Raw genomic sequence first — 18,956 nt, 5'->3', positions numbered from 1 at the left:
CCCAAAGATATTTCTATAAATATGGAACCACAAAAGAATTTTGAGCATTCAAAGCATCAATAATCATTTTTCGATAAAAAATTTTTAATAACCTTGGTAAATTCATCTGGTCTTTCTTTTTGAGGCCAATGTTTGCACCCTTTCATTAGATAAATCTCCGAGCCTTGTATACTTTCATGTGCATGTTCTGCATATTCAACTGGTACACTAGTATCATCAGTCCCATGTACAATTAATGTTGGATTTTTTATTTCAGAAAATCTGCCCGCCAAATTCGTACGAAGTCCGTTTTTTGTTATTTCACTTCTTTGAAATGAAATAAATGCCTTTCCCGCATCGGGAGCCTTTAAAACCTCCTGTACCTCATCCACGAGCTCTTCAGATAACTGATCAGGATCTCCAATCAAACTATTTAACAGTGTCCATTTCACAAATGCCCTGCTTTTACTGGACAATTTATAAGATAGTTCGTTGAAGAAAGTTTTGGTATACCAATAGGAAAGACGATGAGATGGCAGCTTGTTGAAAATTCCCCACGCATCTACTAATATTAATTTTTCTACTAACATTGGATAATCCAACGCAAACTTGAGAGATATTCCTCCGCCAAGTGATAAACCAGTCAAACTAACTTGTTCTAGATTCAAGGCATCCATAAATTGTTTCAAAAATTCTGTATAAAATGATAGAGAATATTCTAAATCAGGTTTATCACTCATTCCATACCCAGGTAAATCGGGGGCAAATACACGATTTGTTTCAGACAAAGGTCCTATTATTTCACCCCAAGATATAGAGGCGGAATCCACTCCAGCACCATGCAAAAGAATAACAGGTGGACCTGTATCGCCAGCTGTAAAGCATTGAACTTTGATATCATTTATGATTAATTCCATCGTATTTATTGATGAATTACTTTGCATCTTCTTTGACTCCTTCCTATCCATGATTTATCCCGATAACCCGGTCAATACAAAGTTCAATAAGTTCCTTTAACGATTTATCTTGTTTGTGTAGCCATAGCATGACTGCTCCTAAAATAGAAGCTTGCAACAAATAGGATGTTTCTTTTACATTTATTTCTGCAATCTCTCTTTTATCTATACTAGCTTGAAGAATCCTTTGTACCTCATTATCAATTAGTAAATTCCTTTCTTGCGAAATAGCATGCAACTCTTTGTCCTGTACTCCTTCTAAATAGATAGCTATCATACTCATTAAGGAAGTAGCATCATCATTTTCAGCAGACCAGTAAGTCAAAAAATTCCGTAACGTATCAATACTGGTTTCCTTTAATTGATTTTCTTCAACAACTAATCTTGTTCGTTCCAATGCATATTGAAAATAGCTGAGTATCAATCCTTTTTTTGAACCAAATCGCTTTGACAAGATCGCTGTAGAAACATTGGCTTCTTTTGCGATTTTTTCTAATGACAATTTTGAATAACCATGCGTAGCAATTGCAGTATAAAATCCTAAAAAGATTTGTTCGTCACTATATTTAATTGGGCGCATATCATATCCTCCATTAGTAAGTGATTATTCATTTACTAATATATATAAATCACCTTCAAAAGTCAATCATTTCATGGTAATGTCAAATTTCACGGGTAGATGTATATCTTTTGAAATAAAATTAATTGTAATACTAATTTATCCACAGAGTAAAAAGGTTACTGCTGCACAAGAATAGATTATATTAATGGATTTTATTGAGATAATCATTCAAATGTTTATTAAATTCATCGGGCTGGCATAAATTACTTGGATCAAAAGAATCTTCTATATAAATCAGTTTTGAATCAGGTAAAAGCTCATGAATTTGTTCCATCCATGACGAAGGCATTTGTTTGCCGCTTAGAAGCAGGACCGGACAATGAATATTCGGTAAAAACGTTGTATAGTTAATACGATTAATATAAAGTCTTTGTTTAGTTACCTCATTTCTACGGATAGATCGCATTATTTGTTGCATTTTATTTGCCGCTTGTGGCCATTTTTTATAACTCCCCGCTGTCATAGCGGCTAACCACTTTCTGGGAAGATAATACATCGGAATAGCTGAATAAGCTGCAATCACCCGCATTACACCCATTGACTTCATTCTAGTGTCACAAAAACTATCTACAATCACAAGACCCTTAACCTTATTTGGAAATAACAAGGCAAACTTTTGACAAAACACTCCCCCATAAGATACACCAATGAATACTGCACTCTCGATATTAAGTTGGTTCATTAGTTCATAAATATCATGACATTGTACGTCCATCACCTGATTTGAAGAAACACCATTTAAACTTCCTGACCTTCCATTTCCTCTCAATTCCGGAATAATGACTTGATACGCCGTTTCGAAATATTGCTGCTGAGGTTCGTACATATTAATTCCTGCTCCAAGACCCGGAATAAAAAAGAGCGGCGTTCCTTTTCCTGTGTATTGATAGTAAACCGTCGTTTCATTTACTTGAGTTTTTGGCATCAGTTGTTTTCTCTCCTCTCTTCATTAGCCTAGAAATAGTTGAGGTTATTATTCATCCATTTTCACTAGTTTTGGGATTGCCTTCAGTATCCATTAACTTAATTTGAATTTATCCAGTTTTAAGATTGTTATCTTCTTCTGAATTCACTCCTTTTTCTAAACTCGCATTTTTCTGAGGTACACAGTCCAATATTTCATAGTTGTTGAATCTTTAAGGGAGTCAAGTGTAACATTTTTCTATTTTCTTTCCAATTAACATCAAATGATACTTTAATTGTTAACTAATATTTCGTTTTAGAAATCAAACTTTATTACTGTCCTACTCTGAAAAAATAGATTCAGCATCATTGTGTGGAATTCATTAAGTTAAGAAAGGTTAAAACACAAAAGGTGTAAAAAACATTTGACAATCATTTTATCTTATTATACAATCCAAGTGTAAAAGATGTTTTACAATGATTGGGGTGGTATTTATATGCAAAACCGAATAAAAGCGTATCGAGAAAAGAAAAATATCTCACAAGGAAAATTAGCAGATTTATGTAATGTAAGCAGACAAACAATTAATGCGATTGAGAATAATAAATATGATCCCAGTTTAAAATTAGCCTTTGATATTGCGAAAATCCTAGCAGTTAAGGTTGATAATCTATTTTTGAGTGAGGGAGAGATAAAAAATGAGTAAGAGGGTTGAAATAAGTGTATTTAGTATTGTTACTCTAGTTGTATTAGCAAACATCATTTTTAAAATTACTACGGGGAAAAATATTGAATTTTTCGAAATAATGGCAATGAGTGTATTCTCTATGTTTTTATTGTATGCCCTGACATGGGGGAATAAGGAAGAGAAGAATGGTATTTTCCAAGATGAAGAACTGGGAAAAAGAATTACAGTGATTGCGTCGAAAATAAGTTACACCATTTTATATTTCGTTATAATGATAGCTGTGCTTGCTGACAAAATAGTAAACGGTACAAGTAATGTATTTTTATTAGCTGTATTCGTTTCAGCTATGATAATCTTTCCTTTGGTTCAATATTTAGTTTCCAAAAAGTATAAGTAATTAATTGATATTCAGGGTTTTTAATAATTAACATCAAGAATTGTAAGAAATTAAAAATGTAGTTTATATTTCTGGTTAGATATACTTTCCTACAATACAAAGAGGCTTTCATTAAATGAATGACATGCGTTTGGTGAAAGCTTCTTTTATCAATCTTCAAGGATGACCGTGAATTTATTATCTTCTTTATCCTATGAAGCGTGAATTCCTCATATTGAATTGTATATTTATCAACACTAAATAAGTTTCATAAATTACTCCAACTTTTTTTGTTATAATAGCTTCTGCGTCGTTTGTTATTCTAACCTACGCTTTAATGGTAATCATCGAAATAGTAGGCACCATTGATTATTTAAGTATTTTAACACCTTTCCAATATTTTAAAGGGCCTATACTTCTACAAGATGATTTTAGCCTATTTTATCTTTTCTTTACTGCTGTGATTATCATGATAACGTGTTATTTTACCTATTTTAAATATCAAAGACGAGATTTGCATAGTTAGGGTTAGTTAAAAAAAAGGTATCGACATCATGTTAACAAAATATTAATATTTATCACATCATCAGAGGTTTTTGTTTATTTCACAAAGTACGGAGACAAGAGGATAAAGTTTTTCGGACATTGAACTTGGAGAATGATCATTAAAGCTTAACAGTTCATTTTAGATAGCTGCTGGTAACTTTCTCATTAATTCTTTCAAAGGGTCTGTTTGGAATCATACAACTATCGTTGATGTGGATTTTAGTTATTGCAACTGCTCTAGTATTGATCAAAGTTAAGGTAAGGAATATTTTACTTGATGAACAACATTAAATCGACTGTATTTAATTGGTTGGAAATACTAATTGATAATGGTTTTTATACCCAGAACTATATCTTACAACTTAAAGAAAAGCAGGCATTCAACAGAAAGACATGATTTATGTAAATAAAATTTAGTATAGTGTCCTGCATAAAGAGAAATGTATTAAAAAATCATCACTTTATAACAAGGAATAATTATTCCTTGTTATAAAGTAAATTTTAATCTTAATAGGAGCATTCCTGTAATGAAGAAATTTGAGGTTTGAACAAAAAAGAGCCCTCTTGGTATAGTACAGGGTGTCATTGCAATGACCCCGAAATTAAAAAATACCAAGGAGGACTCATCCATGAATTATAATCAAAATCACAAAATATCGCAAATCACACCATCTACACTTGTAGTGGGAATAGACATTGCCAAAGACAAACATGTGGCACGAGCACAGGACGACAGAGGCTATGAATTTGGGAAAAGATTGATCTTTGAAAACCGAATAGAAGGCTTTGAAATCCTACTGGAATGGATTTCAAAGCTCCAGAAAGAACACGATAAAAACCATGTCATCATAGGAGCTGAGCCAACAGGTCACTATTGGATGAGTTTAGGTTATTATCTGATCAGCAAGGATACGGATTTTGTATTGGTTAATCCGATGCATGTCAAGAAAGCAAAAGAACTGGATGATAACTCGCCAACGAAAAATGATACCAAAGATGCGCGCGTGATTGCCCAGCTGGTGAAGGATGGGAGATACTCTATACCAAACCTTCTCGACGGCATCTATGCCGAGTTAAGAGAAGCCATGAAACTACGAGATCAACTCATCAAACAGCAGACAGTTACGGAAGGACGTATACAAAATAACATGCAGCGCTATTTTCCAGAGTTTCAGGATGTATTTAAACAATGGAATGGAAAGGCCGCATTATATACGTTACGGGCATTTCCATTTCCATCTGATATTCGTGATAAAACGCCAGAAGACGTACTGGAGGAATGGCAAACGGTCGTTAAACGTGGTGTTGGTATCAAACGAGCAACCAAACTGGTAGACAAAGCGAAGAAGAGTGTTGGCATAGAAATCGGCTTACGCTTTGCCAGACAAGAGCTACACAGCTTATTAGACCAATATGAGCTGTATGCAGAACAATTGAAAGAGCTGGATTTGGAAATAGAGGCGCTCTTAGGAGAGATACCAGGAGCAAAAGAAATGCTGGCTATCAAAGGACTGGGAGTAACAACCGTAGCTACCTTTTTCGCGGAAGTAGGAGATATATCAAATTATCATCATCCGCAACAACTCGTGAATCTGGCCGGCTTATCGTTGCGGGAGCACAGTTCCGGGAAATTCAAAGGGGAAACGAAAATAACGAAACGCGGACGGAAGAAACTGCGAAAGGCGATTTATTTAGCGATACGACCGCTCGTAGCGAATAATCCGACGTTTCAAACCTTGCATAGGTATTACACGACCCGCCCGGAAAATCCATTAAAGAAACAACAATCATTGATTGCGTTGTGTGGGAAATTATTACGTGCCTTGTTTGTCATTGGTCAAAAACAGTGTGAATTTGATGGAAGCAAGTTATTGAAAGGTTTACCTCAGATAGAAACTTTACAGGCAGCTTAAGCTGTAGAAGAAAGAAATAGCAACAAATGACCTTGGGAACTTAGAATACACAAACACCAATAATGCGGAGTCGGAGCTTATTTTTTCCATTCGGGCTAGACCCAGCATAGGAGCTTATTCCGACCTCCACCTTGTGGATACGCAGGACGAGGGAATGTATGGATACCAATCCCGTGATACATGGGAGGGTGAGCGACCATAAGAAGTGTGGAGTTACCAAGCATGGTTACACCATTTTTTACCAAATACTACCTGTTTGGTCGTTAGGATGGCTAGGAGTGCATTAGAATATTCTGTATTCTGACAAACGCTCCACCCCCACTATCCAACCCCAAATTGGATGTTTAAGAAATTCTAAGAAAACAAGAGCATTTCGGAGATATTTTAAGTATATAGAGGGAGGTGAAATAATAGATAAAGAACTAGAAACCACCAAAAAATAATTAGCGAATAGAAACAGCAACAGAGTTATTCGTCAAGAAAAGCTAGGCTGAGATATTTACAAGCGAAATTGCAAGTAAAGCAGAAGTAGTTGATTGTACTGTTACTATCTAGAGTTTCATCTATTGTCTTTTTTGGTTATCCCTAAAGTGCTTAATGGTCCAGAAAAGGCTATATCAGACAATTGTTTTGCCATATGCTGCGGTGAATATTTCATATCACTTTCAAGCCAATAATTAATCAAACCGATAATCGCATACGTTATATAATTAATGACAATTTCTTTCTGTGTATGCATACTATTTTGTTGCTGCTGGAATTCATCAATTGCCATGCTAATATAGTCCTTCATTATGACTATCAACCGGTACTGGAAACTGGATATACCATTTTTACTCATCATTGTTCTGAAAAAAGAAGCATTTTCAAAAATAAATTCAAATAATTTGACATACATCGGGCTTGGTTCCCCATCCTTCCCAATAATTTCATTCATATTTTTAGGTATAACAGTATTCCCCAGATCCAAAAGCATATTATCAATATTTTTATCCAATAAATCATACTTGTCTAAATAGTGTCGATAAAATGTAGCTCGATTAATTTCAGCTTGCTCCGTTAAATCCTTTACAGATATCGCATCAAACCCTTTTTCGTTTATCAATGCCAATAGAGCTTCTTGTAAGGAACGCTGTGTTTTCTTTATTCTTAGATCTTTGTTAACAGTCATCGAGACAATTCCTTTCTATATGTTGTTTATCATTAATTAATCAGTCATATTCAATACTTTTGTCTCCTATGCGACATTTCAAGTGAAATCAACGATTGTTCCACCTTATATATTCTTTTTATAATATATATTATAAGCGACACTTTGTTGCTTATGCAAATATATGTATTATAAAAAGGAGGATTCACTTTGCTAGATGTATTAAAAAAAGGAGGATTCACTTTGCTAGATGTATTAAAAAATAAGAAGGTTTGGATTGGTATTATTATGCCAATTTTCATTCAGCTTTCTATCCTTTTTGTTCTTATTCCAGCTTTTAAAGACATGGATAGTAATGTGAAGGAACTTACGGTATCTGTTATGAATGAGGATGATAATATTGGTAATCAAATCGCTGAAGAGTTGGAAGATATATTACCTTTTCAGGTAGTAAATACAAATGATATAGAGGAAGCAATCACAGATATGGAGGATGGAGAGTACGAAATGGTGATTCATATTCCCTCCAATTTTAGTACAAATATAGAGGAAGGAACTCCAGAATTAAACTATTATATCAATCAAGCGGTAGCACCAACTATTAAATCTTCTATGGAACAAGCGGCTAATGAAATAACAAAGAATGTGAACGAAAACCTTTTTGAAAACAAAAAACAAATAATGCAGGAAACTGCTTCTAGCCAATTGCAAGGTAATGAAAATGAAATACAGAATTTACCGGGGGATCAGACGGAAGAAATGAATCAAATGATGGGTATAATTTTTGATAACTTAAATGTAAATACGCTTAAAGGAAATATAAACAAAATAAATAACGTTGAAGGTATGCTTAACTCTATCTTTCCTTTGACATTGTTTATTTCAACCTTTATCAGTACGATTATTATGGCAGTCATTCACTTCCAGGCCTTCAAAGAAATTAGAGGAATAAATAATCGGTGGGGTTTGTTTGCTTACCATCAAATCGTAAATATCATAGCTGCCATTCTATTTCCGATTGCTTCATTGACTATAATCAGTATATTTGGAGTTGAAATTGTATCTTCTACATTAACGTATTGGTTATTTTTAAGCCTTGCTTTTTGGTCTTTTACACTGTTAACGCAAATGTTTGTCTACATTTTTGGGCTAGCTGGAGAAATATTTAATGCACTATTTATGCTGTTTCAAGTTGTCTCATGTGGAATTATTATCCCTATAGCTACACTTCCAGGTTTCTATAAATGGATAAGCAATTACTTACCAGCAACCTACTATAGTGAAGGGGTTTATAATTTATTATTTAGCGGTTCCTCCATTAAAACACCAAGTTTAATGTTGTTGGTATTTATAGTTGTTTTCCTGATTATTATTACTATCGTTGTTGCATACAGAAAAAATATATTTAGTAAAAGGATGTAGAAAGATGAGCAAAAAATATGTTAAGAATTACTTACAAGAAGGGATGTATGGGACTCGTCTACCAAAAGAAAGTGAGCGGAAGAAGTATCTGGGAACACTGCGAGAACGTGTTGCCTTTGTCTTAACAGTTGGAGATGTTATGTCTGATAGAGGGCTCGATGAATTAGAATGTCAATTAAAGAAGCATCCAAAGGCAAACCTCTTATTGAATGGGAATATTTCATACCGTTTTTTAAAAAAAGAAAAAGAGTTGGCTGGTCGATTTTCTATTTCCCATACAACTGTAAGTAATCCAAAAAATGATACAGAGATCGGTTTAGTGCTCACCTCCCCCTATGCTATAGAGATAGATCATATTTACCTTAAAGATATGGTCTTTACATCAAAGAAAGAAGAAGAACTTGCCGAACAATCAAAAGGAATTGTCTCAAAGTTTAAGAATTTATTTGATTGATTTATATCTACATTTTAAATTGGGTAGTTGTTTTATATTCTGTTTTCTTAAAAGTTATATCGTGGGAACAAAGGAGCCACTCCAAAATCAATGGTTGATCTTATTAGAAATATGCAAACAGATGAAACTAGTAAAAAATATTCACCAAGTCAACTATTGATTTTGCGAAGTACCAATATAGTTCAAAATTAATTTACACTAGGAGAGATTTCATGAAACGAAAAGAAACACAGACACTAATTGAAACTGTTATGGATAGCTTCAGTCATCGAGACAATTTTTTAGGAATTTCCGATCCAGAAAAGCGAAGAACCGTCTGTCGATCCGCGAAGGAAATAATCAAAACAACCGATAAAATTATCAAATGTTACATTAGAATCTCTACAGAAAAAAACGGTATTGCCCGTATTCCCGCTTATCGTGTACAACATAACAATATCAGCGGTTATTATAAAGGTGGTATTCGATTCAGTGAAGGGGTAACAGAAGAAGAAGTCGAGAATTTAGCTATTTTAATGACCTTAAAAAACGCCCTGTATTGGCTGCCTTTTGGCGGTGCAAAAGGTGGTGTGCATATCAATCCTCGTTTAGTATCAGAAAGAGAATTGAATCTTATCAGTAAAAAATATGTGCAGAATTTAGCCCGCGATATTGGTCCAAGTCAGGATATACCTGCTCCTGACTTAGGAACCAATGAACAAGTTATAGATTGGATGGTTGGGGAGTACAAAACGATTAATCCCGGAAAGTCTTATATGGGTTCTTTCACTGGCAAAAGTGTTGCTAATGGTGGGGTTAAAGGTAGGCGTGAATCAACAGGAAGAGGGATATTTCTAAGCTATTCCTGGTTAATCAATTCTTGGTCTAAACAATATGATAAGAATGATTCCATCCCTCGGAAGCAGCAATGGCAGAGACTCCAAACTCTCCACCAAAAAGGCAGGAAAGGGAAAAGTATTCGTATAGCTATCCAAGGCTTCGGTAACGTTGGGAATGTCGTTGCACAAGAAACGTACCAAAATGATAAGAATAAATCATCGGTCGTAGCTGTAAGTGATCATGCCGTTACCTTGTATCAACCAGATGGTTTAGATGTTGAGAATTTGGTTACGTTTACCAAACAACACTATGGTGATCTACCTAAAAATGCAGATGAACTAAAACAAGCAGGCATACAGGCAACCATTCTTCCTGCTGCAGATGTAGTTACTCTCGATTGTGATATCTTAGTGCTGGCTGCCATTGAGGAACAGATTCATAAAAACAATATGGAGCAAGTAAAAGCTTCTATCTTAGTTGAAGGAGCCAACGCTCCCCTCTCAACGGAAGCTGATAACTACCTAGAAGAACAAGGTAGAGTAATCATACCAGACATTCTTGCTAATGCTGGCGGAGTGATTGTCTCCTACTTAGAATGGAAACAAACACAAGCTGTACACAACTTTACAGAAGAAGAAATTATTTCTAGCATGTCTCAAAAAATGACAACTACATTCCGAGATGTATTTGATGCCTACTTTTTTTCTAATAAGCATACGATGAGGCATACCTGTTATTTATTAGCTTTGGAAAGGCTAACTACCTTACTATATCGACATGGTAAGCTCTATTAAATTCTAAGACTAGTTAAGGATTACAGAACAAAGTTAAAGACTATTTATTTATCAAGCATTTTACGAACAGCCATAAGAGATGAGAATTTTTACGATACATTGATATAGCATAAAGTAATACAATCCTATGCAAAATCACTACAATTGTTATATTTCAAAACCCAAAAGGGATTTCACCATTTTGAGTTAAAAGAAGAGATTATTTTTCCGTAATATTCTTGGACTTAATAATTCCATCAGCAACACTTTCCATAATAATAAGGTCATTATCTGTTAAAATATCAAGTTGTTTTTCTAATTGTCTTCTTCTGGTATTTTTCATCATATCAGAATCGGGTAGAAAAAATTCATCAACGGATACATTTAGTAACGATACAAGATCATATAGCACCTGTATACTAGGGTGCTGTCCTTTATTCTCAATATTCGTTAAATAGCGTGGATCAATATCTATCAATGCCCCCACTTGTTCTCGAGTTAAACCATGTTTTATACGGGCTTCTTTTATCGCAAGTCCAAATTTTTTAAAATCATATTTATCTTCTTTTTTACGCATGATAAACCACCTCTATACATTTTACTGTTCCTATTAAATCGTAAACAGGTATAGAAAAACGTATAATGTGGTTTAATAATTCTATTATGAATGTCATTCAAAGGACAGTTACTGGCAGATAGCATTAAAAAAAAACCGTTATCTGGCAGTATCTTCTTTATGCTTAAAAGTATACTCCTTTTCCAGACGACGGTTTAAATAGCTGTCGTCTCTCTTTTTTGTATAGAAGTGATAGCTGGTATATGAATCTTTATTTTTCAATGAGATGACGGCTTCTAGGAGGTAGTCGTCATGGAATATATTGTCGGGAAACAATATTTGCTTTTTGAAATCTTGTCAAAAAAGGTTATCCACCCCTATTGGATAATAATACCCTTAAATGTGGTTTTTTAATACATATAGGAAGAATTAGTAAAACACATGTACAGATTGAATTATCTGTTTATGTGTTTTTTTGTTTGCTTGAAAATTTTCCGGAAATTTTTTTAGCAGAAATGCAACAAATCGCCCTTTTGTGTCGGGACTTAGTACAAAGGGAGAAAAAAGAGCATAACTCACTCCCTTTCATAACACGAAGGGGGGTGATAAAAATGAAGCCATCTTCTTTTCAAACAACCATAGAAAATCAGTTTGATTATCTATGTAAACGCGGGATGGAAGATGAACGCATAGATTATTTCAGACACCTATCAAGAATTTCAAAACAAGAAGTTTCCTTCTCTGATACAGGAGATTATCTTATCAATCAGTTCTCTACTGTCGATCACTATGCTACTGATTTACAAATGTTCACATTATATGGTTTAAGAATTGGTGTGGAAAGTGATTTGTTAAGTGAAGCCTTACGGAATCTAACAAATAAAAAACGGAACATCATTTTACTGTATTACTTTTTAGATATGAGCGATTCGGAAATTGCAACATTATTAAAAGTAAATCGTTCAACAGTTTACCGTCACCGAACTAGTGGACTAGCCTTTATTAAAAAATATATGAAGGAGCATGCCGAATGAAATCAACCTATCCTACGGTTCCCTTTTCTCTTATTGTACAGGCTGCGGACGGTGATACAGAAGCAATTAACTACATTATCAAACACTATCGAGGTTATATCACAAAACGCTCCCTCCGCCCAATGAAAGATGAGTATGGGAATCAATATATGATCGTTGACGAAGTGCTGCGAGATCAAATGCAAACTCGATTGATCACCAAAATTTTGTCCTTTGAAATCAAATAATTACGTTACCAGCTTTGGAAGCGTGTTGGAGCGTTACACGCTTCCTGACTAGAGGTTTACCATTCTATCAAAGCATACTTGTTTCCAGTATATTTCGATAGGCTGATAAGCCAATGTTCTTTGAAAATTAAATAACTAAAATCAGATACATTCTACTGATGGCTAGCTTTCTGATTAGTACGCCAAGACTTCCAAAAATGGAACGAGCGATACATACTTTGTCTCATGTAATCGTGGTGGATTACTGGCGATAACCCATCAGCTAGGATAATGATACTCCCCTATCGTCATGGTTCGAGCGTTTAAAGCGTCGCAAGCAATGAATAGGGCTGCAAGAAATACTTGCAGGAGTAAAATTCTCGTGGAGCTGTAACCAGCAGCCATCTGATTTTTCAAGTTCTCTCTATCAAAAAATATTAAAAAGGATGATATAATAAATATATATTGTATTGGCTCGACCGGGAAAGGAGTAATATGATCATTACTATAACCCGCAAAGACTTAATAGCTTTAGGTTATGGTCCTTCCTTCTCTCGTGACATTATCCGTCAGGCTAAATGTCTAATGGTGCAGAAGGGATACAGCTTTTATAACACGAAAAAACTGGGTCGAGTACCTGTGGAAGCTGTAGAGGAAATATTGGGAATAACTCTTAATCAAGAAGATTTATTAAAATCATGTGGTTCCAGTGAGGCTGCTTTAATCAAGGAAAGGAATTCAAATGATTAAAGTAAAGAAAAAAGCTAATGGAACGTATGAATTTAGGGTAAGTTTAGGAACAGATCCAGTTACAGGAAAAAGAATTCAAAAAAGAATGAGCGGGTTTAAAACCAAAGCTGAAGCGGAATCTGCTTATGCTAAACTTATTTTAGACAATAGTGAAGGTGCTTATAACCCGAACAGTAGCATGACTTTTGAAAAGTTTACCGAGGAATTTTTCGTACCTTGGTATAAGAATCAAGTGAAAGAAAGCACTTTTGAAAATAGGCAGCATACAATCGATAAACACTTCACCTATTTTTACAAAGTTAGTCTTTCGGACATCACACCATTAATACTTCAACAATGGCAATTAAAGGCTACTGAAAAATATTCTAGTCAATACGTTCGAGGCATACAAGGGTTATTATCCTTAGCTTTTGATAGAGCGATTATTTTAGGATTGATGAAAGAAAATCCATCAAAAATAATTGGAAATGTCAAAAAGATTAAAACTAAAATTGATTTTTGGACAAAGGAAGAATTTGAAACTGTTATTTCCAAAATATATCTTGGTGATTACTTTCAACATTTTCAATTTATTATTATCTGGCTTTTATTCATGACAGGTATGCGTATTGGTGAGGCTTCTGCATTACAATGGGAGGATGTAGATTTTGAGGAAGGAACGCTAAACATTTCTAAAACGCTATATTATAAGAATGCATCCAATTACAGTTTTACAGAACCTAAAACAAAAGCAAGTATTCGTTTGATTGCTTTAGATTCTGATACACTGCATTTATTACAAAATTGGAAAGAAATCCAGCAGAAACAATGTAAGACCAATTTTATTTTATCGTATAATGGCATTCCAACTCAAAAACATACTATATCCTATGCGATTACTCGCTTTGCCAAAGCTGCAAACATCCATCGAATCAAAATTCATGGACTTAGACATTCTCATGCTTCCTTGTTAATTAGTATGGGAGAAAACCCTTTAGTGATTAAAGATAGACTTGGACATGAAGATGTACAAACAACTTTAGGCACTTATGGGCACCTTTATCCAAACAGTAATTTTCAAGTTGCCGATAGATTAAGTAGTTTTATTCAGTTAAAAACAAGCGATGATACACAAATTGAACATTACAGCAGCAACCAATATATGAACACCACTTATCAAAGTGTGCCATAACTGTGCCATGAAAAATATAAAAGCCCTAAAAACCCTGTTTTACCAAGGCTTTTAGGGCACCTGTTACTACTCCCACTCTACTTTCACGATACTAGATATAGAGCAATATCATTGATTTTAAAGGGTTTTTAAAAAGTATCAACTCATATAATATGATATTAAAAATTAAAATAATGCAATTTTAATGCAATAAATGCAAATCACTGTTTAGAGTTATCGCTATAAATATTTGATATCTTAAACAAAAGACGTTTCATATTGAAACGTCTTTTGTTATGGGAAAAATTAGTGATAAAAACTTGAAGTTTCATCTTACACTTTTGTCATTTCAATAATTATATTTAACGTCATTTGAATGGTTTTCACCTACAAATGACTTTTTTAGGTTTTGAGATTAGAGGTGAAATATTTGATAGATGACATACCTAAAAATAATTATAGCACAAATTTAAAATTAGGAAGTCTTTTTGATGGAATCGGTGTCTTCCCCCTCTCCGCTTCCCGTTATGGAATTACACCAACATGGGCAAGTGAGATAGAGAAAGCACCTGTATCTATTACAAAACGCCATTTTCCTAACATGCTCCATCTCGGAGACATCACAAAAATAGATGGTAGAAAAATACCGCCTGTTCATATCATTACCTTTGGTTCACCTTGTCAAAACTTATCAAATATCGGTAAACGAGAAGGCCTTGCAGGAAGTCAATCCAGTTTGTTCTATCATGCGATACGAATTATCGAAGAAATGAGGTGTGCAACGAATGGAACATATCCAGTTATCGCTGTTTGGGAAAACGTCATGGGAGCTTTTTCATCAAATAACAGGTTGGATTTTAAAGCCGTGCTTGAGTCGTTCACAAATACCGAAATTCCAATGCCTACTTCTGGAGTCTGGGCAAAATCAGGAATGGTCCGAGGGAATGAAGTTGATGTGTGCTGGCGCGTGTTGGATGCCCGATATTGGGGAAAGCCCACACTTCCTCAAAGAAGAAGACGTATCTTCCTCGTGGCAGATTTTAGAGGAACACGTGCCAGAGAAATATTATTTAAAGCCCGCGAACTGCAATCATTTCCTGCGTCTTGCGGAGAAAGCAGATTGTCCTCCCCCGTCGCCAGTCGAAGATTTACTGAAAAAACAAGGAGGAAAATACCCGTCGTCCGTCCCTTTCAAGAACGACGTATGCGAAGTACCGCAAAAGATAAAAACAAATCAGGATTCATTGGAAGCTTTGGACGGACAAATGATCCTTTCCCCACTTTGCTAGCTGGTTCAGTCAATATATTTTCTTTTTGGTATGAAGGGAAAGAAGAAGAAGGTTATATCCGACAACTAACTCCGTTGGAATGTGAACGTTTGATGGGATTACCAGAGGACTGGACAGCTTTTGGAAATAAGGGTGAATCCATTAGTGATTATGCGAGATATAAAGCAATTGGAAATGCAATTGCTGTACCATGTGCTGAATATATCATGGCTGGTATTGCAGAAATTTTATAGATAAATCAACTAACGTGTGACAAATTCCATCTGTCATGCTTTTTTATTGGCTAAATCAAGAAGGGAGTGTGGTTTCTTTGGAAGAAAATGAAGCAAAGGTGATGGAATGGATCGATGATCATTTTGTTATGAATGAAATTGAGATTGAAGACTTTCCGTTTTTCCCTTGCGGGAAATTGGTACGTGACCAACAAGGTGAAACGATGGTTGTATTTTGGTGTGTCATTTATGGACGTGTGGATTATCGTTTTCAAGAAGCGTGAGACAATGAATCCTTTTTGAGACAAAAATACAATATTAATAAATTTATTAGCACATCTAAGCCACCTTTGTAGGATTTCTTCTATATAAAAGGTTGCTTTTTTAGTTGCGGCTAATGTTTGGAGGGATAAACGAATGAAATATTCCGTTGTTTACGGGGATCCTCCATGGCGGTATAAACAAAGTAAAGGACAAGGTGTGGCAGAAAATCACTATCCGACCATGAGTTTAAATGATATATGTAGTTTGCCTATTGACACTATCTCCCATAAAGATAGTGTTTTATTTTTATGGGCGACCTTCCCCATGCTCCAGGAAGCATTACAAGTCATCACTGCATGGAGCTTTACGTTTAAAACCGTTGCTTTTGTATGGGTAAAACAAAATAAATCAGGAAATGGTTATTTCTTTGGGTTGGGTCACTGGACACGATCGAATGCGGAAATTTGTTTATTAGCAGTAAAAGGACGTCCCAAAAGAGTATCAAAGAAGGTTCATCAACTCATAGTTAGTCCAGTGGAAGGACACAGTAAAAAACCTGATATGGCTAGAGATAAAATTGTTGAATTAATGGGTGATTTACCACGCATTGAATTATTCGCTAGACAACGTACTGCTGGATGGGATGCTTGGGGAAATGAAGTAGAGAATAGCCTTTCTTTAGAGAATTTGCAGAGGGAGTGATGTCTCTATGAATGCTTTTTATTCTCGCTCTCCTCCCCACTCTTTTTGCTTCCCATATGGACGGTTGAGCAAGATCTAAAATAAGAAAAGAGGTATGTATCATGGAATTAAAATATGTCATTCCGAACATGGAAAAGACCTTTGGAAATTTAGAATATGCAGGAGAAGGAAAAGTTGAACAGCGACGGATTAATGGACGTATGACCACTCTTTCTCGAAGCTATAATCTATATTCCGATATTCAACGTGCAGATGATATTGAGGTGATTCTCCCACAAGAAGCAGGAGAAAAATTCTTTGAACATGAAGAAAAAGTAAAATTAGTCAATGCAAGAATCACCGCAGAGGGTTATAAAATTGGAGAACGTGGTTTCACAAATTATATTTTACATGCAGATGACATGGTAAAAGCATAAGGAGGAAAAAAGATGAGATTAGCACAAGGAATTGTCATTGACAAAGAAAAGACATTTGGATTATTAAAGTTTTCTGCATTACGACGTGAAGTGTTCCTGCAAAACGAAGATGGTACGGTATCATCAGAAATTAAGGAACGCACGTATGACTTAAAGTCTCGTGAACAAGGTCGCATGATTCAAGTGAGTATTCCTGCTTCCGTTCCCTTAAAAGAATTTGATTATAATGCAGAAGTAGAAATCATTAACCCTATCGCAGATACAGTCGCAAATGCAACATTCCGTGGGGCGGATGTCGATTGGTACATTAAAGCAGATGATTTAGTCTTAAAGGAAAAAGCGGCAACATCAACTAGTAATGTTCCAAAGTCTATCCCTAGTAAGGAAAAATAATGAAAGCTTTTAGAAGACGAGGGAAACGCATTAAAGAAAAAGATGCTTCCCTCGTTTTTCAATTTGTATTCTTTGGGCTGGCTGGTGTATGGCTTTTTTCCTTTATTCCTTTCCATCTGCCATTTTTACTTTCTACAACGTGGCAACTTGATATATTTCAAGCACATTTTATAAGTATGTATGGATTGGTTTCACTAATAATTAGTCTAGGGGCTGTAGCTTGTTGTTCTTATGTTTATTATCGTTATCGATATGATTTTATTAGACAGATTATTCACCGTCAAAAACTCGCTAAAATGATTTTGGAAAACGGTTGGTATGAAACGAAACAAGTACAATCAAGCAGTTTCTTTAAAGATATACCAAATGGAAAAACAAAAGAAAAAATCAGTTACTTCCCTAAAATGTACTATCGACTCGAAAAAGGACTGCTTCATATTCAAGTGGAAATCACACTTGGAAAATATCAAGATCAGTTGCTGAACCTTGAAAACAAACTGGAAAGTGGCTTGTACTGTGAGTTGGTATCGAAAGAGTTACATGATTCCTATGTAGAGTATGTTCTTTTCTATGATATGATTGCGAATCGAATTTCGATTGATGAAGTCATCGCACAAAATGGTAGTTTAAAGCTCATGGATTCGATGTATTGGGAATACGATAAACTTCCGCATATGTTAATTGCTGGTGGAACTGGTGGTGGGAAAACGTATTTTATTCTCACGCTGATTGAAGCGCTATTAAAAACAGATGCAAAGTTGTATATTTTAGATCCGAAAAATGCCGATTTAGCGGATTTAGCCACTGTTATGCCTGATGTGCATTATAAAAAGGAAGACATGATGGCATGTATTGACCAATTTTATGAAGATATGATGACTCGTAGTGAAGAAATGAAACAGATGGAACGGTATAAAACAGGGGAAAACTATGCTTACTTGGGCTTAGTTCCCCACTTTTTAGTTTTTGACGAATACGTTGCGTTTATGGAAATGCTTGCTTCTAAAGAAAGTACAGCCGTATTAACGAAACTAAAACAGATTGTGATGTTGGGGCGTCAAGCTGGATTCTTTCTTATTCTTGCTTGTCAACGACCAGATGCAAAATATTTAGGGGATGGAATTCGTGATCAATTTAATTTTCGTGTTGCTTTAGGAAGAATGTCAGAACTAGGATACGGCATGATGTTTGGAAGCGACGTACAAAAACAATTTTTCTTAAAACAAATTAAAGGCCGCGGCTATGTCGATAAAGGAGATAATGTCATTTCCGAATTTTACACACCACTTGTCCCGAAAGAACATGACTTTTTAAAAGAAATTGCTAAACTAGCCCAATAAAGGCTGCCCAGTGCGGCGGCGTGCGAAGCGAAAGCCGCTGTG

Annotated in this window: 21 protein-coding genes; 16 read left to right on the top strand and 5 right to left on the bottom strand. The window is 35.1% G+C overall.

From position 1 onward, the window contains the following. Positions 1-56: 56 nt before the first annotated feature. From MKY45_RS07065 to MKY45_RS07055, 3 genes are all read right to left on the bottom strand, one after another. Positions 57-923 carry an alpha/beta fold hydrolase gene (locus MKY45_RS07065; protein WP_042532658.1) on the bottom strand — a complete coding sequence of 289 codons (867 nt, stop codon included), beginning with the start codon at positions 921-923 and terminating at the stop codon, positions 57-59. A gap of 16 nt (positions 924-939) precedes the next feature. Continuing rightward, positions 940-1,515 carry a TetR/AcrR family transcriptional regulator gene (locus tag MKY45_RS07060; RefSeq protein WP_341172784.1) on the bottom strand — a complete coding sequence of 192 codons (576 nt, stop codon included), beginning with the start codon at positions 1,513-1,515 and terminating at the stop codon, positions 940-942. Positions 1,516-1,699: 184 nt separating this feature from the next. Beyond that, positions 1,700-2,482 carry an alpha/beta fold hydrolase gene (locus MKY45_RS07055; RefSeq protein ID WP_341172783.1) on the bottom strand — a complete coding sequence of 261 codons (783 nt, stop codon included), beginning with the start codon at positions 2,480-2,482 and terminating at the stop codon, positions 1,700-1,702. Between the two features lie 475 nt (positions 2,483-2,957). On the opposite strand from MKY45_RS07055, the gene MKY45_RS07050 reads away from it, so the two are divergent. The 3 genes from MKY45_RS07050 (at position 2,958) to MKY45_RS07040 (ending at position 5,984) form a co-directional block, all read left to right on the top strand. Beyond that, positions 2,958-3,167, top strand: a complete 210-nt coding sequence (locus tag MKY45_RS07050) for a helix-turn-helix transcriptional regulator (RefSeq protein ID WP_042532653.1) — start codon at positions 2,958-2,960, stop codon at positions 3,165-3,167. Continuing rightward, complete coding sequence (locus tag MKY45_RS07045) at positions 3,160-3,546, top strand: hypothetical protein (RefSeq protein ID WP_042532651.1); 387 nt, start codon at positions 3,160-3,162, stop codon at positions 3,544-3,546. The genes MKY45_RS07050 and MKY45_RS07045 overlap by 8 nt, the downstream gene beginning before the upstream one ends. Positions 3,547-4,700: 1,154 nt before the next feature. Continuing rightward, entirely contained in the window at positions 4,701-5,984 is a 1,284-nt protein-coding gene (locus tag MKY45_RS07040; RefSeq protein WP_341035585.1) for an IS110 family transposase, read from the top strand. Positions 5,985-6,543: 559 nt separating this feature from the next. Here MKY45_RS07040 and MKY45_RS07035 read toward each other — a convergent pair. Then, entirely contained in the window at positions 6,544-7,155 is a 612-nt protein-coding gene (locus MKY45_RS07035; RefSeq protein WP_341172782.1) for a TetR/AcrR family transcriptional regulator, read from the bottom strand. 189 nt (positions 7,156-7,344) lie between these two features. On the opposite strand from MKY45_RS07035, the gene MKY45_RS07030 reads away from it, so the two are divergent. From MKY45_RS07030 to MKY45_RS07020, 3 genes are all read left to right on the top strand, one after another. Then, positions 7,345-8,556, top strand: a complete 1,212-nt coding sequence (locus MKY45_RS07030; protein WP_341172781.1) for a YhgE/Pip domain-containing protein — start codon at positions 7,345-7,347, stop codon at positions 8,554-8,556. Between the two features lie 4 nt (positions 8,557-8,560). Then, positions 8,561-9,010, top strand: coding sequence for a YueI family protein (locus MKY45_RS07025; RefSeq protein WP_341172780.1), 450 nt, complete (start codon positions 8,561-8,563; stop codon positions 9,008-9,010). Between the two features lie 212 nt (positions 9,011-9,222). After that, entirely contained in the window at positions 9,223-10,623 is a 1,401-nt protein-coding gene (locus MKY45_RS07020; protein ID WP_341172779.1) for a Glu/Leu/Phe/Val family dehydrogenase, read from the top strand. Positions 10,624-10,822: 199 nt separating this feature from the next. Here MKY45_RS07020 and MKY45_RS07015 read toward each other — a convergent pair whose 3' ends face one another. Further along, complete coding sequence (locus MKY45_RS07015) at positions 10,823-11,179, bottom strand: helix-turn-helix domain-containing protein (protein ID WP_341172778.1); 357 nt, start codon at positions 11,177-11,179, stop codon at positions 10,823-10,825. A gap of 590 nt (positions 11,180-11,769) precedes the next feature. Between MKY45_RS07015 and MKY45_RS07010 the strand changes: the two genes are divergently transcribed. From MKY45_RS07010 to MKY45_RS06965, 10 genes are all read left to right on the top strand, one after another. Then, positions 11,770-12,192, top strand: a complete 423-nt coding sequence (locus MKY45_RS07010) for an RNA polymerase sigma factor (RefSeq protein WP_341172777.1) — start codon at positions 11,770-11,772, stop codon at positions 12,190-12,192. Continuing rightward, positions 12,189-12,419 carry a helix-turn-helix domain-containing protein gene (locus tag MKY45_RS07005; RefSeq protein WP_077604263.1) on the top strand — a complete coding sequence of 77 codons (231 nt, stop codon included), beginning with the start codon at positions 12,189-12,191 and terminating at the stop codon, positions 12,417-12,419. Before MKY45_RS07010 ends, MKY45_RS07005 begins: the two co-directional genes overlap by 4 nt. A gap of 477 nt (positions 12,420-12,896) precedes the next feature. Continuing rightward, positions 12,897-13,148 (top strand): DUF3173 domain-containing protein, encoded by a 252-nt coding sequence (locus tag MKY45_RS07000; RefSeq protein WP_077605157.1) that lies wholly within the window; start codon positions 12,897-12,899, stop codon positions 13,146-13,148. Next, complete coding sequence (locus MKY45_RS06995) at positions 13,141-14,319, top strand: site-specific integrase (protein WP_077604264.1); 1,179 nt, start codon at positions 13,141-13,143, stop codon at positions 14,317-14,319. The genes MKY45_RS07000 and MKY45_RS06995 overlap by 8 nt, the downstream gene beginning before the upstream one ends. 409 nt (positions 14,320-14,728) lie before the next feature. Next, positions 14,729-15,820 carry a DNA cytosine methyltransferase gene (locus MKY45_RS06990; protein ID WP_341172776.1) on the top strand — a complete coding sequence of 364 codons (1,092 nt, stop codon included), beginning with the start codon at positions 14,729-14,731 and terminating at the stop codon, positions 15,818-15,820. A 68-nt stretch (positions 15,821-15,888) separates the two neighbouring features. Beyond that, positions 15,889-16,083, top strand: a complete 195-nt coding sequence (locus MKY45_RS06985) for a hypothetical protein (RefSeq protein ID WP_341172775.1) — start codon at positions 15,889-15,891, stop codon at positions 16,081-16,083. A 133-nt stretch (positions 16,084-16,216) separates the two neighbouring features. Next, positions 16,217-16,765 (top strand): MT-A70 family methyltransferase, encoded by a 549-nt coding sequence (locus MKY45_RS06980; protein ID WP_341172774.1) that lies wholly within the window; start codon positions 16,217-16,219, stop codon positions 16,763-16,765. A gap of 101 nt (positions 16,766-16,866) precedes the next feature. After that, positions 16,867-17,181 (top strand): YdcP family protein, encoded by a 315-nt coding sequence (locus MKY45_RS06975; RefSeq protein WP_218729866.1) that lies wholly within the window; start codon positions 16,867-16,869, stop codon positions 17,179-17,181. Between the two features lie 12 nt (positions 17,182-17,193). Continuing rightward, positions 17,194-17,574, top strand: a complete 381-nt coding sequence (locus MKY45_RS06970; protein ID WP_218729867.1) for a YdcP family protein — start codon at positions 17,194-17,196, stop codon at positions 17,572-17,574. After that, the gene (locus MKY45_RS06965; RefSeq protein WP_341172773.1) at positions 17,574-18,914 is read left to right on the top strand and encodes an FtsK/SpoIIIE domain-containing protein; all 1,341 of its coding nucleotides are present in this window, start codon (positions 17,574-17,576) and stop codon (positions 18,912-18,914) included. The genes MKY45_RS06970 and MKY45_RS06965 overlap by 1 nt, the downstream gene beginning before the upstream one ends. The last annotated feature ends 42 nt before the right edge of the window (positions 18,915-18,956 follow it).

The organism is Oceanobacillus sp. FSL K6-0251, assembly GCF_038004725.1.
In the GTDB taxonomy this organism is placed as follows: domain Bacteria; phylum Bacillota; class Bacilli; order Bacillales; family Amphibacillaceae; genus Oceanobacillus; species Oceanobacillus oncorhynchi.
Note: the sequence above shows the minus strand (reverse complement) of the source record. Positions and strands in the feature narration are given on the sequence as shown.

Coding starts and splice junctions, on each gene's coding strand:
- MKY45_RS07005 (WP_077604263.1), top strand. CDS start 12,189: ATGAAATCAACCTATCCTACGGTTCCCTTTTCTCTTATTGTACAGGCT.
- MKY45_RS06995 (WP_077604264.1), top strand. CDS start 13,141: ATGATTAAAGTAAAGAAAAAAGCTAATGGAACGTATGAATTTAGGGTA.
- MKY45_RS06980 (WP_341172774.1), top strand. CDS start 16,217: ATGAAATATTCCGTTGTTTACGGGGATCCTCCATGGCGGTATAAACAA.
- MKY45_RS07040 (WP_341035585.1), top strand. CDS start 4,701: ATGAATTATAATCAAAATCACAAAATATCGCAAATCACACCATCTACA.
- MKY45_RS07055 (WP_341172783.1), bottom strand. CDS start 2,482: ATGCCAAAAACTCAAGTAAATGAAACGACGGTTTACTATCAATACACA.
- MKY45_RS06970 (WP_218729867.1), top strand. CDS start 17,194: ATGAGATTAGCACAAGGAATTGTCATTGACAAAGAAAAGACATTTGGA.
- MKY45_RS07010 (WP_341172777.1), top strand. CDS start 11,770: ATGAAGCCATCTTCTTTTCAAACAACCATAGAAAATCAGTTTGATTAT.
- MKY45_RS07045 (WP_042532651.1), top strand. CDS start 3,160: ATGAGTAAGAGGGTTGAAATAAGTGTATTTAGTATTGTTACTCTAGTT.
- MKY45_RS06965 (WP_341172773.1), top strand. CDS start 17,574: ATGAAAGCTTTTAGAAGACGAGGGAAACGCATTAAAGAAAAAGATGCT.
- MKY45_RS07050 (WP_042532653.1), top strand. CDS start 2,958: ATGCAAAACCGAATAAAAGCGTATCGAGAAAAGAAAAATATCTCACAA.
- MKY45_RS07020 (WP_341172779.1), top strand. CDS start 9,223: ATGAAACGAAAAGAAACACAGACACTAATTGAAACTGTTATGGATAGC.
- MKY45_RS07025 (WP_341172780.1), top strand. CDS start 8,561: ATGAGCAAAAAATATGTTAAGAATTACTTACAAGAAGGGATGTATGGG.
- MKY45_RS07015 (WP_341172778.1), bottom strand. CDS start 11,179: ATGCGTAAAAAAGAAGATAAATATGATTTTAAAAAATTTGGACTTGCG.
- MKY45_RS07035 (WP_341172782.1), bottom strand. CDS start 7,155: ATGACTGTTAACAAAGATCTAAGAATAAAGAAAACACAGCGTTCCTTA.
- MKY45_RS07065 (WP_042532658.1), bottom strand. CDS start 923: ATGCAAAGTAATTCATCAATAAATACGATGGAATTAATCATAAATGAT.
- MKY45_RS07060 (WP_341172784.1), bottom strand. CDS start 1,515: ATGCGCCCAATTAAATATAGTGACGAACAAATCTTTTTAGGATTTTAT.
- MKY45_RS06975 (WP_218729866.1), top strand. CDS start 16,867: ATGGAATTAAAATATGTCATTCCGAACATGGAAAAGACCTTTGGAAAT.